We start from the raw sequence: 15,754 nt of genomic DNA, 5'->3' as shown, positions 1-15,754 counted from the left end.
AATGAGGGACGGCAGTATGAAAATTTGGCTTGGTGCGCTAGGAATCTCACTGGGTTTGACACATCCTCTTGCCGCGCAAGAGAACGGCACACTCCCGTGGTCGGTAAATTGTGGAAATCCGGGCAACGGAACCGAGCTGGTCTGTGAAATGACCCAGAGTATTGTTTTGACCGAAAACAATCAGAGGCTTACCTCCGTTGCGTTCGTGAAGCCTGCGGGAAAAGATGAGACCGAAGCCGTGCTGACCTTGCCGTTTGGTCTTCTGTTTTCCGAAGGGGTGATCGCAATGGTCGATGACGTCGAAGTCGCCCGTCTGGAGTTTCTGACCTGCGAGGCTCAAGGCTGCTTTGCTCGTTCCGCTGTCTCAACAGAGTGGATGTCTGCGATGCGGGCGGGTAAGCAATTTACGATCGAAAGTAAAAACACAGCAAGAGATCCAATCTCCTTTGGTTTCGATCTGACGGGATTCAGCAAGGTATCAGATATTCTGCCATAACGACTGTTTTTTGCATACAGGCATCTGTCTGGTGCTGGTCATCGAAATCGGACCCTTGATCGTGCCGGGCATGGAACATTGATCGAACGAAGACCGCCATAATCGTACCGGGAGCAGCCATACCCCACAAACGCCATTCCAAATCATAATCAAGGGCAAAGAGATCTGGAAGGAAAAGTTCCTGAATCAAACTTGAACGGACAGACACTGCCGGAAAAACAGCCAACGGTCAGATCACATCGGAACCACTACAATTGAAGTTGCCAACATAGTTCTAAAACGCCAGTTACCCTAGCAATTCAACAACCGGATTTCGGGTGTTTGCCGAGATTGCGGGATAGGTGCACCCTCCAAGAAGCCGACTTTGTTCACTCAAAAACTCGCGGCACAATCGCTGATCCTGCGTTTCACACAGCGCTTGATTATTCACGCAGGGCGCGATCTTTGATCTTGATTACGGGTTGCAAAAAGTAGTCTAGAACCGTTTTCTTGCCAGATAAGATATCCACTTCCGCAATCATCCCCGGGATGATCTCGACGGCTACGCCGCTTGCGTCCAAAATAGCGTGACGTGTCTGGATTTCGATGACAAAGACCTCTTCATCATTGCGTTCGGGCCTTGTCACCGTGTTGGCGCCTATGCGGGTGATCTCACCGTCCAGCGCGCCGTAACGCGCAAAATCATAGGCCGTAATTTTCACCTTAACGGGCTGGCCTGCGTGTAGAAACGCGATATCTTCGGGGCGAACATAGGCCTCGACCAGAAGCCTGTCGTCCAATGGAACAATCTCGATCAGTTCTTCACCGCTGCGTGCCAAACTGCCAATCGTTGTCCGGTGAACGCGATTTATGATTCCACGCACGGGTGATCTGATCTGTGCGCGATCCGCGCGGTCTTGCAAGGCCGGTAAGGACGGCCGAAGTGCCGCGAGTTCGGCTGTCGAGACCGCAAGGTCGGTGAGCGCTGCGCTCCGGAACCTGCTATGTGCGGCTTGAATACGATCGTCGATTTCTTCCAGTCCGGTTTTCAACCTGTTGGTCACTGCAACTGCACGGACCTTGCGACCCTCCCATTCAGCGGAACTGCGGCGCAGCGACAAAAGCGTTGTCGCAGGCTCCATCCGTTTTTTCACCAACGGGGTCATGATGGCGTGTTCTTCGGCCAGAATCCCAAGCGTCTCTTCGGCTGTCACCTGGTCTACCAGCCCTTCCTCATACTCGCGCTGGCGCTGCTCACGCTGTCGCTCCAGAATGGCGATTTCAGCGGCCAGTTCCGCCTGACGGCCCTGATACAAAGCAGTTTCGGTTCTGACCACTTCTGGCGCGCCTTCAATCAGCTTTCCTGAGAAGGTAAGCTGGGTGCCGTCAATCTCTGCCTGCAATCGTTGGGCCCGAGCCATTAATCCATATGCGCGCTGTTGTTCCTGGCTCAACTGACTGTCGATCTGCGTTGTGTCGAACTCCATTAACAGCGTTCCCTTGTCGACAACCAGCCCTTCCGCGACGTGCAAGTATTGTAATACTCCGGGTTCTGTTGCCTCAATCAACTGCACGTCCGCCGACGGCACAATCCGGCCATCCACGCGGGTCACGTCGTCGAGTTCCGTCATGTAGGCCCAAAGCCCGGCGGAGACGAGGCAGGCAAGGATAACAAGCAACAGGAGAGATCCCCCCAACGGAGATTTCCCCCGCATTTCTCTTGCCATCATGGCAAGGTCAGGATGCCGCGACATTCAGATGCCTCCCTGTTGCGCGCGCGCGCTGGGTCAGCATGCTTTTTGGACCGTCTGCGCCGACCCGGCCGCGTTCGACCACAATGACCCTGTCGACCAGATCAAGCAGGCTGGTCCGATGTGTGACGATAACCATTGTGGTGTCTTTGGTTTCTTGTTTCAGACGCTTGATAACCTCGGCTTCGGTCTTCACATCCATTGCACTGGTCGGTTCATCCAACAACAACACTGGTGGGCGTCCAATCAGCGCGCGGGCCAGCGCGATGGCTTGACGCTGGCCGCCCGATATTCCTTCGCCACGTTCTGCCAGTTGTTGGTCATAGCCGTTGGGGCAATGCGCGATAAAATCTTCAACCCCGGCCACGTGGCCCGCTCTGATCAAATCTTGATCCATGGGCCGGATCGCACCGCTGGCAATGTTTTCGCGAATTGAGCCGGAAAAAAGCCAAACGTCCTGCAAAACCGAACCGACATTGCGACGTAAGTCGCCGGGGTCAATCTGACGGATATCGACCCCATCCAGCATTACCGAACCGGTCCTCGGCTCGAATAAACCGAGCATCAAACGCGCGATGGTGCTTTTCCCGGATCCGATCGCGCCCAGAATGGCAACTTTTTCACCCGGTTCTATGTCGAATGAGACACCTGAAAGGGCATCATCGGCTTGTTCAGGATAGGCAAAATGCACATCTTTGAAAGAAATGCGGCCTTTTGCATGTGGTCGACTGATCCAGTTGCGTCCTTCGGGCCGCTCATTTTCCGCCCGCATCAAAGCGTTTAGATTGCGATACGCGCTGCGCGCCTGGTTCACACGTGTGAGTGTCTGGGCAAGCTGCCCCAGTGGCGCCAGCGCGCGTCCAGTCAGCATTACAGACGCAATTAACGCACCCATACTTGCCTGCCCTTCAGTGATCAGGAACACGCCGAAGAAAACAATCAGGACCTGCGCCGCCTGTTGCGTGAATCCTGTCAGGTTCAATGCGAATTGGGTAACTGTCCGGCTGCGGATTCCATGGGAGGACTGCCGCTCGATAGCATCTTCCCATCGCGCCCGCATTTGTTTTGCCGCTGCGGTTGTTTTGATGGTTTCAAGACCGGAAACGGTCTCGACCAGTACGGATTGTTTTGACTGACCGTCCGCAAAACTTTTTTCGGCCAAGCGCGATAACATTGGTTGCACTGCCAGGCCCGCAATCAAAACAATCGGAACGGCAAGGGCAGGTATCAGCGCCAGAGGTCCACCAACGAGGTGAATGACCAGTATAAAGAGGGCGATGAAGGGCAGGTCCACGAGGGCGACCAGAGTTGCCGATGTAAAAAACTCGCGCAGAGTTTCAAATTCGCGGATCGTGCTGGCCATAGCACCGGTCGATCCGGTCCGCGATTTCATTTTGATATTCAAAACCTGGTCAAAAACGCGCCGCCCCATAAACATGTCGGCCTTTTGCCCGGCCCGATCAATAAAGCCAGCGCGCAAGAGTTTGAGGGCGAAATCGAAAGAAAGGGCAAGACCAACCCCTGCGGTCAGTGCGATAAGGGATTCCGTCGCCTCATTCGGAAGAACCCTGTCATAGACGACCATGATGAAAACGGATGTGGAAAGACCCAAAAAATTCGCTACCGCGGCGGCAAGCACCACTTGCGCATAAGACCAGCGGTTTGCCAACATGGCCGACCAAAACCAATGCCCGGATGCGGTCCTGTTTCGACCTGGTGTTTCCTCATTGTGGCTGCGCCGAAACAAAAGTGTGTAGCTGGTGTAGCTTTTCCCTAAAACTGTTTCTTCAACCTCTCCGATGCCTTCCCCCATCTCAGGGTCGAAAATCAGAAAACGGCCGCTCTTGGTACGCCCGTGAAATACAACTGCTTTATTGTCGTCCAACAGAAAAATTGCTGGGACCAGTGTGTCATCGAAATCCGCAAGTTTTCGCGACCCAAATCCCGCCTGCAACCCGGCATGGCGTGCCACTTCGAGTGCATCGCGCTGGGTCAAATGGCTTGCGGTGCCGGATTGCGCAGCGTGAACTGCCCCAACCGTGATTGAGCGACCAAGATGCGAGGCGACGTGCAGCAAGCAAATTTCCAACGGAGAAAGCTCTTGTTTAGGTGCCAAAGGGTTCAACGCGGCCATGAATCTTCACCTGTGTTTGCAATCGAAATGCCGAGGTAATCCAGAATGTCCCCAGTCAGGCTGAGGGCAGCGTAGTTTGTGAGGAAGAAGCTTTGTTCCGCCAAAATCAGCCTTTGCTGCGCGTTCACATAGTCTCTCTGTGCATCCAGTATCTCGACCAAGCTGCGTCGGCCGATGGTGAATTGGGCCCGTGCAGCTTCCACGCTTTCGGCGTTGGCCTGGGCAGCTAAACGAGCCGCTTGCAGGCGAACCGCGCCTGCGTCCTGATCTGACCGGATGAACTCTAATTCGCGGCGGATTTCTCGAATTAACGTCTCACGGGCGAATTCGGCCTCTTTCACCTGAGCTTGGGCAGCAGCTATGGCAGCCTTACGTTGACCGGTGCTGTCCAGTTCATAGTTTACGGACAGGTCGACACCGAAATTAGCATCATTGCTGTCATCGCGATCTGCAAAAGCCGCGATTTCTACACCTGGCTGTCGCCGCGCAATGGCTGCAGTTTGCTCGGCCTTTGCAGCGATCAAAGCGGCATTCGCACGTCGTACTTGTGGGCTGTCCAAAACGATTTGCGAATCCGTTCTGGCCAATTTGGGCGCAGCGACCGGAGCGGTAAGTGCCCCCGGTGGGCGTCCGAAGACTTCCTGGTACTGTGCCTCCGCCCTGTCTGTCCGAGCCTCTGCATCGGCAAGCTGCGTTCGCGCGTCTGCCATGCGCGAGCGTGCGGTCAAAACGTCTGCATTTGAGCCCACGCCCTGCGTGCTGCGTTCGGTGATCTGGCGCACGATCTCAGCGTGCACCTCAACATTCTGGGCTGAGATTTCCAGGATCTTTCGTCGATCAAGGACCACAACATACGCTTCGATTGCGGCAAGGGCCAGCGCCGCAGCGGTTTGCAGTTGACCGCCCCGGCTTTCGAGGACGCGAGCCTGAGCCGCAGCCAGTTCGCCCGACGCAGCGCCTCCGTCATAGACGAGTTGCGAAACGCGCAGATACGGGGTGAAGTCTGCAATATCGGAATTCACACGCTGTGATCGCGCATTGATTCCCATTGATACGCGAGGAAGGAAAGCACCCTTGGCCGCATTTTCGTCAGCGTCTGCGATTTCCAGTCGTGTCGCGCTTTGTGCGAGGTTTGGGTTGGTTTCGACGGCCGCCCGCACCCGTTGACCAAACTCGCTTTGCGTCAGACGTGGAAGGGGGGGCTGCGCACCAGCCCCGACAGAACCTGCTGACAGAGAAACCTCTACGCCCGTAAGGTCGGGTGGAGGCGCGCAAGCCGCCATCAAAGGAATACACAGACAGGCAAGATACTTTAGGCCAGAGTTGCAGGAGATCAGAGGCATTTTCACACCTCACCAGCCATAAAAAGTTCGTCATTTTGAGCGTGTGCCATGGCGGTAAGGAAACGCGAAATGTCTGAATTTTCGGTATATTGGTTTTGAAGTTTTGGCTTCGCCAGCTGCTCTTGCGCCTGCGACAGCCAAGAAATGTGTGAAAGTGATACTTGATGGGCGTGCAGTAATTGAATTGCACCGACATCGAACAATGCAAGTTTCTCTGTCTGCGAAAGAGCCTTCAAGCGTCGGACATCCAGGACCAGATACCCTGCCGGCAGCGCGACGTCATCGTAGCTTGCCATTTGTTCAAAAAGACCCATCCCTTGAATGACGTTACACACGGACCGAATGTCCTTGGCCGAGGCCTCTCGTGCTTGAAAAAATCTGAGGACGTTTGAAAGCTCAACGGTCAACTCACCAGCATCGGTAAAGAACGGTTCGTCCTTCGGAGCATCGGTGACCAGACCAGAAGATTCATCGATCAGAAGTTGCGGATCACAACCCGTTTTACTCGGCAAACCCGCTTGAAATGGCGGGCACCGCAACGCGGACGGAATGTAGGCGGCCAACCATCGCCCTTCGTCGGACACAAAAGGGGTTGGCGCGTCCGGATTCAATGACATTAGTGCTACAGGTTCAATTTCCCCCCTGATTTCGCGAAACATTACCGGATACGTGGCCGCGACGAGCAGAATTTCTTTCTCGACAATCGAGCAAGCCTGCTGGGTTTCCGCAAAGTGGTAAGATGAAAAACGCTTCCAGTATTTGTCACCGTGCCGCTCATATGTGACTGGAAACAGGCCGTTCTCTGCCATGTTTGATCCTTTGGTGTATGGAGTGGCTGCCGGTTGAAAAGCCGGCAGTCCGTGTTTTGATCAAGCCGTTGCTCCGGTCGGGTCGGCGATCAGGATATTGTCCGCGCTCAATCCGCTCAGATCGTCTAACCCCGAAAATTGCGCCATGGTTTCAACGGTGGCTGCAGTCGGGGAGGAATAGTCGACCCTGACCAGAACGCTATCGTCTCCATCTGTCGCGAGTACGTACATCTCGTCACCCGCCTGAAGTCCCGTCAAACTTTCGACGGCAGTTTCAATTGTATTGGTCGACAGGTCTGCCAGAACTGTGGTTAAGCCGATGACGCCCGTGTTGGCACCAACCGCGCCGCCTACATTTAATGTCTCAATGCCCGTGCCATCGCCGCGCAAGGTAGAGTGATCGAGGCCATTGAACATCAACGCATCTGCCACATCCTCTGCCGCTCCGAGTGAAAAGCCGGTGATCGTGTCTACCCCGTTTGCCGCAGGGGCGGCTTCGAACACAACGACGTCGCGACCCGCGTCCGAGACATTGATGGCGTCGTCGCCGTCCTGACCACGAACAAAGCTGTCCACATCGCTGGCGACCAGGGTGTCATTTCCATCAGTGCCGATTATGACGGTCGTCGGACCCCCATCCGGGGTGGTAAGCGACAGTTCAACCGGTTTGCTGGGATCCTGAACGGTCATGGTGAATGTCACCAGGGGTTGGTTCAGATCCGTAAAGCTGGTCGCGACACCTGCAAAGTTGATCACGGAGCCCCCAACTGGGTTGGACAGATACAGACCGAAAGCCCCGTTCCCAACATCGGATCCTGCGTCGAAGGTCACAACTGACGGATCAAATCCCAACTCGATCGTCATCGCTAGCCCGCTGGAAACGTCGCGGTCAGCGTCTGCGAAGATTTGGTACGTGATAGTTGAACCGCTCCGACCCGCTTCTGCAATGACATATGCGCCCGGTACATGCGCCGTCGTCTCACCGGTTACCGGTAAAGGATCAGGGCCGCCGGAAACCGTGGCCTGCGCCTGAAAGTTCAGGTCATCACCTGCTGAAATACCTGTGAAATCCGACGCCGGAACTGCAAGCGACCAGGTTCCATCAGCTGCGATAGTAGCGGTGCCGACAGAGTTACTATTGAGTGTTACGTTCACCGCTTGGCCAGCGGCGAGGCCAACGGATGTTCCAGATACAACAACGCCAGAACTCTGTGCGTCGCCGAGTGAGATTGAGTTGTTCGCCCCTATAGAATTCAGGTCTAACAGCGGCCGGAAATCCGTAGCGAGTGTTGTGGTCGCTGGACTGGCGCTATTGCCGGCCTGATCACTGACCGTTGCAGAAATGGGGAAATTTGTACTGTCCGCCAATCCGGAAAGATCCGCCGCAGGTACAGTGACCGACCAAGTGCCACCAGTGGCGACACCGGTATATGATTGGCCATCCAGCATGACGGTGACTATTTGTCCTTCTTCCGCCGATGTCGCCCCGGAAATGGACAGATCGTTGCCCTTTTCGGAGACGTCCAAAACAGATCCTACAGCCAATGGGTTGATCGTCACAGTTGGTGCTGTGAAGTCTGTTCCAAACCCATCACTCGCGCTGGCGCTGTTTCCAGCCGTGTCTGAAACCGTCGCATTCACACTGTAAATTTCGTCGTCTTGCAGGGCATTTAAGCCGGCCGCCGGCGAAACCAACGTCCAGGTGCCGCCACTGACCGTAGTGGTATTGCTCAGGTCTACAGTGCCATCCGCTCTGACGACTTCCACGGTGATGGTGGTGCCGTCCGGGGCATCCGACGTGCCTGAGACCGTCAGATCCGTGCCGCGTTCCGCCAAGTTCATGACCGGGCCGTCGGACAAATTGGTGATGGTGATGGAATGAGGTGAGAAATCAGTGTCAAAATTGCCGCTTGCCTGCAGTGCTGGGTTTCCGGCGGCATCTGTCACGTCTGCAGTCACCGGGATTGTTGCGGCATCGGACAGTGCCGTCAAAACTGCTGCGGATACAGTCGCGCTCCAGACGCCACCAGAGACGGTACCAGTATAATCTTGGCCGTTTAACGATACGGTTACGGTCTGTCCGTCCTCTGCATCAGTTGACCCGGTGATTGTCAGGTCCGTATCACGCTCAGCGGCATTCAGGACGGCACCATCAGAGTATCCGTCGATGGTAAGGGTCGGGGCGGTGACATCCTTGGACACGGGTGCATTCGCCTGGTTGGCTGCGAGCCCGTCCGTATTGGATACATCTGCGGTGATGGTGAATGTGCCCCCATCTGCCAATGCTCTAAGGTCGGTCGCTGGGATGGTCACCGACCAGCTGTTGCCGGATACTGCACCGGTGTAACTCTGGCCGTCCAGCACGACTGTTACTTGCTGGCCGTCTTCTACGTTCCCGGTAATTCCCGAAACCGTTAAATCCGAACCGACTTCAGCCGCGTTCACAGCGGATCCAACTGATAGCGGCGATATGGAAATTGCAGGGCCAGTCAGATCTACCGGAACGGAGGTCATTGCCGGAACCGAAGTGTTTCCTGCTTCATCGCTGACGACGACCCTTATTGACACAGGAGTACCTGAGGGCAGATTTGCGAGATCAGCGGATGGAATAGTGACGCTCCAACTACCGTCAGAGGCGGTTGTCGAATAGGTTTGCCCGCCGAATTCGACCATAACTGTCCGGCCATCAGCTGCTGTTGTCGATCCGCTCAGCTCCATATCGTTCTGAACGTCGACCAATTCGATTTTGTCGACGGGGAGAGGATCCAAGGTAACGGTCGGCGCCGTAAAGTCTGTCTCAATGCTGTCACCGATCTGTGCTGCCGGGTTCCCCGCCATATCTGAAACATCTGCGGTCAACACGATGGTTTCGCCATCCGGCAACGCGGCAAGATCGCTGGCAGGAACAGTGACGGCCCATTGACCGTCGGTCACAGTGCTAGAGTATGTTCCGCCGTTCAGAGTTACCGTCACGGTCTGACCGTTTTCCGCGTTTGTCGTCCCGGAAACGGTCAGATCCGTTGCGCTTTCCGCCGCATTTATGACCGCACCGTCCGACAATCCGGAAATTGTCAGAGTAGGGGGTACTGTATCGATGTTGTAAGATACGGTCTCTACCGAAAGTTCTCGCCCGCCGCTGTCCAAGTGACGAACCGTGACGTTCTGAACACCTTGTGGCAGACTGGCCGCTTCGACGGCTGTCAGCGAAATGCTCCAACTTCCATCGGGATTGCGTGGCACGGACTTGACCAAAGACCCGATCGTAAGTTCCACTGTTTCGGTTCCATCCGGGACCCTGATATTCGCCTCCGTGCTGCTGAGCGCAGTGGATTGTGCCTGCGCGAGGTTCAAAACCTGAGGCGGTGCAGGCGGCGCGGGTTGAAAATCACCATCGTCTCCACCACCGCCGCCGCCGGCCCCCGCAGCGGCGGCCCCCGCGAGGCCCAATCCGCCCAATGCAGCCCCGACGCCACTGATGCCGCCGCCCGCCGCAGCGGCACCACCTGCTTCGGCAGCCAGACTGAATTGCGCAATTTCACTCACGGCATTTTCGGCGATCATGATCGCGCCGCTGTCCAGAACCTGAACGTTTTCCGCAGCGACAATCATTGTACTGCCATCTATCATCTTCAGCAGAACATCCCCGTTTTTTAGGAGCTTCACTGACTGAACGCCGGGAATCGTTTCTGCAAACTGATAGGCATAAAGCTCTTCTATCGTTGCCTGCGCCAAGGCGGGTAGCGCCATGAGAGTCGAGCCAAGCCCCCCAGCGATACCGCGTCCAATCCAGCGTCGCATCTTGCCATCAATCCACCGGCGAATGTGGTCCTTGCGACCATTGTCTGATCCGGCGTCTGCAGTTTTGGCTTTGGGATCATGTTCTTTGGTCATCTTACCCTCACATGTGATGTCTGTGTCCGCCTGGATGGGCCAGGTTTTGTTCATCAGTCTTTCGCGTTTGTGACTCATGCGGTCGGACCAGGAAAAATTGTGTTAAACTGAAACCGAACTCCTCGTTTTCACCACAATTCCGCTTTGGTATCGGGCCGGGCATCGGATCATCCTGCAGTCATTGCCAATTTTGGCGTGGGGTGATGTAGTATGATGCTTCAGTTCGAAAGCGTGGTTGCAACAGGAAGCGCAGCGCTCGATTCAGGTATCCGTGATACGGCTTTAAAAACGTTTAACGGGACCACGTATCTGTACAGTTTGACCGGCCCCGGCGGCGGTGTTGCTGTTTGGAAGCTTGTCGATGGCGCGGTTCCGCAACTGGTCGATACCGAGTATTTCAGCGGTTCGATCACGTTTCAGGTGGGCCGCACGGGGACTCCGGTTTCGTTTGGTGGCAGTGATCAGCTCGTATTGGATATCGACACGGCAAATGGGCTGGTGGGGTATGATTTGAACCCGGATGGGACCGTTGGATCCTTGCGGGAAACCGGGATATTGACCGGCGGCGGTGACATTTCGGCCTTGGTGAAACTGTCGACCGGGTCCGGCGATCTGCTGATGATGGCGCATGAAGATACCGGGCGGATTGTCACTTATACCGTGAATGGGGACGGCACATTGACGTCCTCGGGCGTAATCGTGGCACGATCTGATTCGATGCAGTCATTGAACATTGGTGCAGACAACTTTGTTATTGCGACCGACGGGGCCAGCAACACTGTCTCGACTTACAGGGTTGACGGGGGAACCGCAGCCATAGCAGTGGTAGACAACAGCGAGGCCCTGACGACTTTGGGAATCGCGACGCCCACAGCGGTTGAAGTGATACAGGCATATGGCAAGTCCTGGGTGGTGGTCGCGGGGGCTGAAAGTAACTCTCTCAGTGTCATGGAATTAGCCGCCGATGGCCGTCTAATTCCAACCGACCATGCCCTGGATTCGCTGCACACACGGTTCGAGTCGGTTCAGGACCTTTCTGTGGTCGAGATCAACGGGCATGTGTTCGTCGTCGCGGGTGGTGGCGATGATGGAATAACCTTGTTCGCCATGACGCCCGGTGGACAACTGGTGCATTTGGACAGTTTTGCCGATACGCTTCAAAGCGGTTTGCAGAATGTGGAGTCGTTCAGCGTCGCGCAGGTCGGTGATGAGCTACAGATTCTGGTCGCTTCGCAACAGGATGCGGGGCTGACCCAACTAACGGTGGATGTCGCAGAACTGGGTGTCGTGCGTAGTGGCTTGGGAACAGTTAACGGTACAGCTGGTAACGATATGCTCAGCGGCAATATTCTTCCAACGACCCTTATTGCTGGGGCAGGGGATGACATATTGATTGCCGGTTCGGCCGAGACCACGATGACCGGTGGATCCGGTGCAGACATCTTTGTCATGCAATACGGAGCGGAAACCACCACTATCACGGACTTTCAGGCTGGTGTCGACCGGTTGGACATGTTCGATTATCCGCTGCTCAGAACGCCTGGACAGTTGACTTTTACCGTGACGGCGCAAGGCGCCCGGATTGAATACTTCAATGAGACAATATACGTGAATTCAGCCTCAGGTGGTCCGCTAACCAGCGCTCAGGTGTTTGGCGCGGGTTTTGGCGGCCCCGATCACATTCCCGTCGATTTCGGCGATTTCGGGGGGCTCGATCCGGGCAGTTCCGATGGGGTTTTAGGGGATGTCTCAATCAATTCAGAAACCGCCAACCCCAGCCTCAGTGACGCTGAAATCAGCTTCACCCCAAATGGCGGAGCCACAATCAGTGCTCGTGCAGACAGCAATGGACGGTTCGATTTGAATTTACCGTCCGGCACTTTTGAGGGCGAGTTTGACGTCATCAAGACCTATTCCACTGCGAGCAAGGACATCAACGCATTGGACGCGCTGCAAGTTTTGCGAATTTCGGTCGGACTGGACCTGACATGGGGACCGGCCTCGCCGGAGAATTTGATCGCGGCAGATTTCAACCGGGATGGTTCGGTGAATGCGCTCGATGCTTTGTCGATTCTGCAAGTAGCAGTCGGACAGCCGACTGCCGTTCGCCCGGAATGGGTTTTCATCGACAGTGACGCGGACCTTTCAGGGATCACGCGCACCGACGTTTCTTATGATACCGGGGCCAATGTGGTGGCTGTGGATGGCGTGATTGCCACCGACATGACCTCGATCCTGCTGGGCAACCTCGAAGCGCCTTAGTGCGACCGGGCGGTCACTCTCGGAACGCCCGATTGAAGTAATCTGCCAGTGGTTTGACCAAATAAGACATTGGCGTACGTTCGTCCGTCTTGATCAACGTTTCCACTGGCATACCGGGCAGCAGTTCCTGCCCTTTCAGACGATCAACTTGCCCGTCTTGTGGAACGACTTCGGCGCGATAGAACGTCTGGCCGGTGTTTTCGTCGGTAAACGTATCAGCCGAGACATTCATAACCTGTCCGTCAATTTCAGGCGTTTCACGCTGATTGAACGCGGGAAACCGCAACAAAACGGGCTGACCAACATGCAACTGGTCCACGTGAATTGCATCGACGCGCGCGGCGACGACCAGGGGCGTATCCTGCGGTACCAGATACATCATAGGTTCCGCGGGTTGGATCACGGACTGCAGGGCAAAGACCTGACTGCCGTAAACCGTTCCCGAAACTGGGGCGCGGATATCCAGTCGCGAAAGGCGGGTGTCCAGCGACAGACGGCGCTCGGCCAATTCAGCAATCTGGGACTGAATATCACGCAGGGTCGTGATGGCTTCTTCTCGCCGTGTTGCTTCAAGCTCAAGGATCGAGATTTCGGTCGCTGATATCTGGCCTCCTAGGCGCGCAGCGGCGGCTTCCAAACGACCGATATCCCCTGTGAGGCTGGCCTCTTCACGCTGTAGGGCCGAAACACGGCTGGCCTGGGTAAGGCCGCGCTGAAGCAAGCTTTGCTGATCGTCCAGTTCGGTTTGGATCAATTCAACCTGACGCCGCAGCGAGACAAGCTGCGCTTCGGTACCGTCGATTTCGCTTTCGATTTGAACGGTCTGTTTGCCCAGTTGCTCAGTTTGCTGGTCCAATGTATTCAATCGCGCCTCGAACAGGCGTTGCTGACCGGCGATCAGATCAGGGTCGATGTTTTCCTGTTGCTGAATCTCAGCCAACCGGGTGGCCAAAGCTTCGGCATTTGCGCCATCGCGCTCGACTTCCAAACGTGCCCGGCGGGCCAGCAGTTCGAACAGCTGGGCTTCGACAATGGTTTTCTCGGACGACAGAAACGTATCATCCAATCGCAATAGTAACTCGCCGCTGGTGACGGCATCGCCATCGCGCACATAAATCTCACCAACAACGCCGCCGTCGGGGTGTTCAATCACCTGACGGTTGCTTTCGACCTCGATAATGCCCTGAGAGATAATGGCCCCGGCCAAACGCGTGTTGACTGCCCAAACACCCAAACCGCCAACAAGGATGCCAAGGGCCGTAAATCCGACCAGGGCAGGGATGGTTATGCGCCATACGGGGCGCTGACTATTTGTTTTGTCCTGCATCAGTTGCCAGCCTTGCTGAGGTTGCGCTTGATCGATCCGGCGTTTTGAACGACTGCACCCAAAACCTCATCCCTTGGGCCGGATCTGACAACCTGTCCCCGTTCGACCACCGCAAGATCATCACATTCCGAGATCGCTTGGGGACGGTGAGTCATAATGATCGTAGACTTTCCTGCGGCCTTAAGATCGCGGACAGCGGCGTTCAGCGCCTCGGTTCCATCGGCATCCAACGCCGAGTTCGGTTCGTCCAGAATCAACAAAACGGGGTCTCCGTACAACGCGCGCGAGAGCGCGATCCGCTGCTTCTGACCGCCTGACAGCTGACTGTCATTGCCTTCCAGAATGGTATCGTAGCCTTTTTCCAGCGTCAGAATCAGCTCATGCGCATTGGCTTTTTTGGCGGCCGCTACAACGGCTTCCGGGTTTGGGTCTTCCGACATACGCGCGATGTTTTCGGCGACAGTTCCGTTGAACAACGTAACTTCTTGCGGAAGGTATCCGATATGTTGGCCCAGATCAGTTGGATCGTACTGATCCAGCGTTGCGCCTCCCAGACGGATCTCGCCTGCTGCAGGACGCCAAATACCCAGAAGCGCCTTGGCCAAAGTGGACTTTCCTGACCCGCTTTTTCCGATTACACCAAGTGCCCGCCCGGGCTCGAGGTTCAATGAGACGTTGCGGAGGGTTGGAGTATCCGCTCCAGGCGGGATGACCGTCAGACCCTTGGCCGTCAGCCGGGCTTGGGGCACAGGCAACTTGGTGCGCTGTTTTTCTGGCGGCGTGGCATCCAGAAACTGGCTCAACGAGTTCCACGCCGTTCGGGCGCGTTCAACGACAGCCCATTGCCCAACAACCTGCTCGACGGGTGCCAAAGCACGACCCAGCAGGATCGAACCTGCGATCATCGCGCCGGGGGTCAATTCATTGCGCAGAACAAGCAAAGCCCCAAGCGCCAGCATTGCAGATTGCAAAAACAGCCGCAGCGATTTCGTCACTGACGTAAAGCTGCCGGTCCAGTCACTGGCGGCGATTGTTTGTTGCAAGGCGTCTGTTCGTTGACGCTGCCATCTACGCGTGATGTCCTCTTGCATGCCTTGCGAGTGTACTACCTCGGCTGCCTGTCGGGCATGTTCGGAAAAGATGTTGGCTTTTGCCGACGCTGATTGAGCCAAGGCGACCTTGCGACGAGTCAGTATTTGGTTCAGCAACGCGATCACAACTAAAAGCGAGCCACCACCAACGGCCAGCCAACCCAGCAGAGGATGGAACAGAAAAATTGCCGCGATAAAGATAGGCGTCCAAGGGATGTCCATGACGGCCAGCAGAACTGGAGAAGAGCACAGGTTTTGGATCGACTCCAGATCCCGCAACGCCGTTGCCGGCGCGGCGCGCGCGCGCGGGTGCAGCGATCGGCGCAGGGTTGCGTCAAACACCCGTTCGTCCAATTGGGACTGAAACCGAGCGCCGAAACGCGCCACGATTCGACCCCGCGCAAAATCGAGCATAGCCATAAGGCCGTACAATAACGCGACCAGCAAGAACAGCGCCGCCAAGGTCTCGACCGCTCGGGACCCAAGAACGCGATCATAGACCTGCAACATGAACAAAGGTCCGGTCAACATCAACAAGTTGACAAAGATGCTGAACAAAAACGCAAGCGCCAGGAATGTGATCCCCTGGTTGCGCGCAGATTGCATTTCACGTCTTGGCTGTGCTGCCATGTGGTTCTTAATATTCACGAACGAAGCTTCTCGTTTTTGTT

Annotated in this window: 9 protein-coding genes; 2 read left to right on the top strand and 7 right to left on the bottom strand. The window is 55.8% G+C overall.

Going from position 1 to position 15,754, the window contains the following annotated elements; genetic code table 11:
* Nucleotides 1-16 precede the first annotated feature (16 nt).
* Complete coding sequence (locus AC2FGC_RS17435; protein WP_496725034.1) at nucleotides 17-496, top strand: invasion associated locus B family protein; 480 nt, start codon at nucleotides 17-19, stop codon at nucleotides 494-496.
* A 422-nt stretch (nucleotides 497-918) separates the two neighbouring features.
* Here AC2FGC_RS17435 and AC2FGC_RS17430 read toward each other — a convergent pair whose 3' ends face one another.
* Genes AC2FGC_RS17430 through AC2FGC_RS17410 form a run of 5 tightly spaced genes read right to left on the bottom strand, consistent with a single transcriptional unit; the run spans nucleotide 919 to nucleotide 10,403 of the window.
* Nucleotides 919-2,229 (bottom strand): HlyD family type I secretion periplasmic adaptor subunit, encoded by a 1,311-nt coding sequence (locus AC2FGC_RS17430; RefSeq protein WP_496725032.1) that lies wholly within the window; start codon nucleotides 2,227-2,229, stop codon nucleotides 919-921.
* Nucleotides 2,213-4,360, bottom strand: coding sequence for a type I secretion system permease/ATPase (locus AC2FGC_RS17425; RefSeq protein ID WP_496783008.1), 2,148 nt, complete (start codon nucleotides 4,358-4,360; stop codon nucleotides 2,213-2,215). The genes AC2FGC_RS17430 and AC2FGC_RS17425 overlap by 17 nt, the downstream gene beginning before the upstream one ends.
* A complete protein-coding gene (locus AC2FGC_RS17420) occupies nucleotides 4,348-5,703 on the bottom strand; it encodes a TolC family protein (RefSeq protein WP_496769299.1) in 1,356 nt (451 codons plus the stop codon). Before AC2FGC_RS17420 ends, AC2FGC_RS17425 begins: the two co-directional genes overlap by 13 nt.
* A 2-nt stretch (nucleotides 5,704-5,705) precedes the next feature.
* Entirely contained in the window at nucleotides 5,706-6,512 is an 807-nt protein-coding gene (locus tag AC2FGC_RS17415; protein WP_496725026.1) for a SapC family protein, read from the bottom strand.
* Between the two features lie 60 nt (nucleotides 6,513-6,572).
* Complete coding sequence (locus tag AC2FGC_RS17410) at nucleotides 6,573-10,403, bottom strand: Ig-like domain-containing protein (protein WP_496725024.1); 3,831 nt, start codon at nucleotides 10,401-10,403, stop codon at nucleotides 6,573-6,575.
* Between the two features lie 210 nt (nucleotides 10,404-10,613).
* Here AC2FGC_RS17410 and AC2FGC_RS17405 point away from each other — a divergent pair, with 210 nt between their 5' ends.
* Nucleotides 10,614-12,665 carry a dockerin type I domain-containing protein gene (locus tag AC2FGC_RS17405; protein ID WP_496783006.1) on the top strand — a complete coding sequence of 684 codons (2,052 nt, stop codon included), beginning with the start codon at nucleotides 10,614-10,616 and terminating at the stop codon, nucleotides 12,663-12,665.
* 13 nt (nucleotides 12,666-12,678) lie between these two features.
* On the opposite strand, the gene AC2FGC_RS17400 is transcribed toward AC2FGC_RS17405, so the two are convergent.
* Nucleotides 12,679-13,992, bottom strand: a complete 1,314-nt coding sequence (locus tag AC2FGC_RS17400) for an HlyD family type I secretion periplasmic adaptor subunit (protein WP_496769307.1) — start codon at nucleotides 13,990-13,992, stop codon at nucleotides 12,679-12,681.
* Nucleotides 13,992-15,689, bottom strand: a complete 1,698-nt coding sequence (locus tag AC2FGC_RS17395) for a type I secretion system permease/ATPase (protein ID WP_496769329.1) — start codon at nucleotides 15,687-15,689, stop codon at nucleotides 13,992-13,994. Before AC2FGC_RS17395 ends, AC2FGC_RS17400 begins: the two co-directional genes overlap by 1 nt.
* Between the last annotated feature and the right edge of the window lie 65 nt (nucleotides 15,690-15,754).

The organism is Ruegeria sp. CDSC054 (assembly GCF_059610645.1).
The sequence above is the reverse complement of the archived record's forward strand: the minus strand, read 5'-3'. Positions and strand labels throughout refer to the sequence as shown.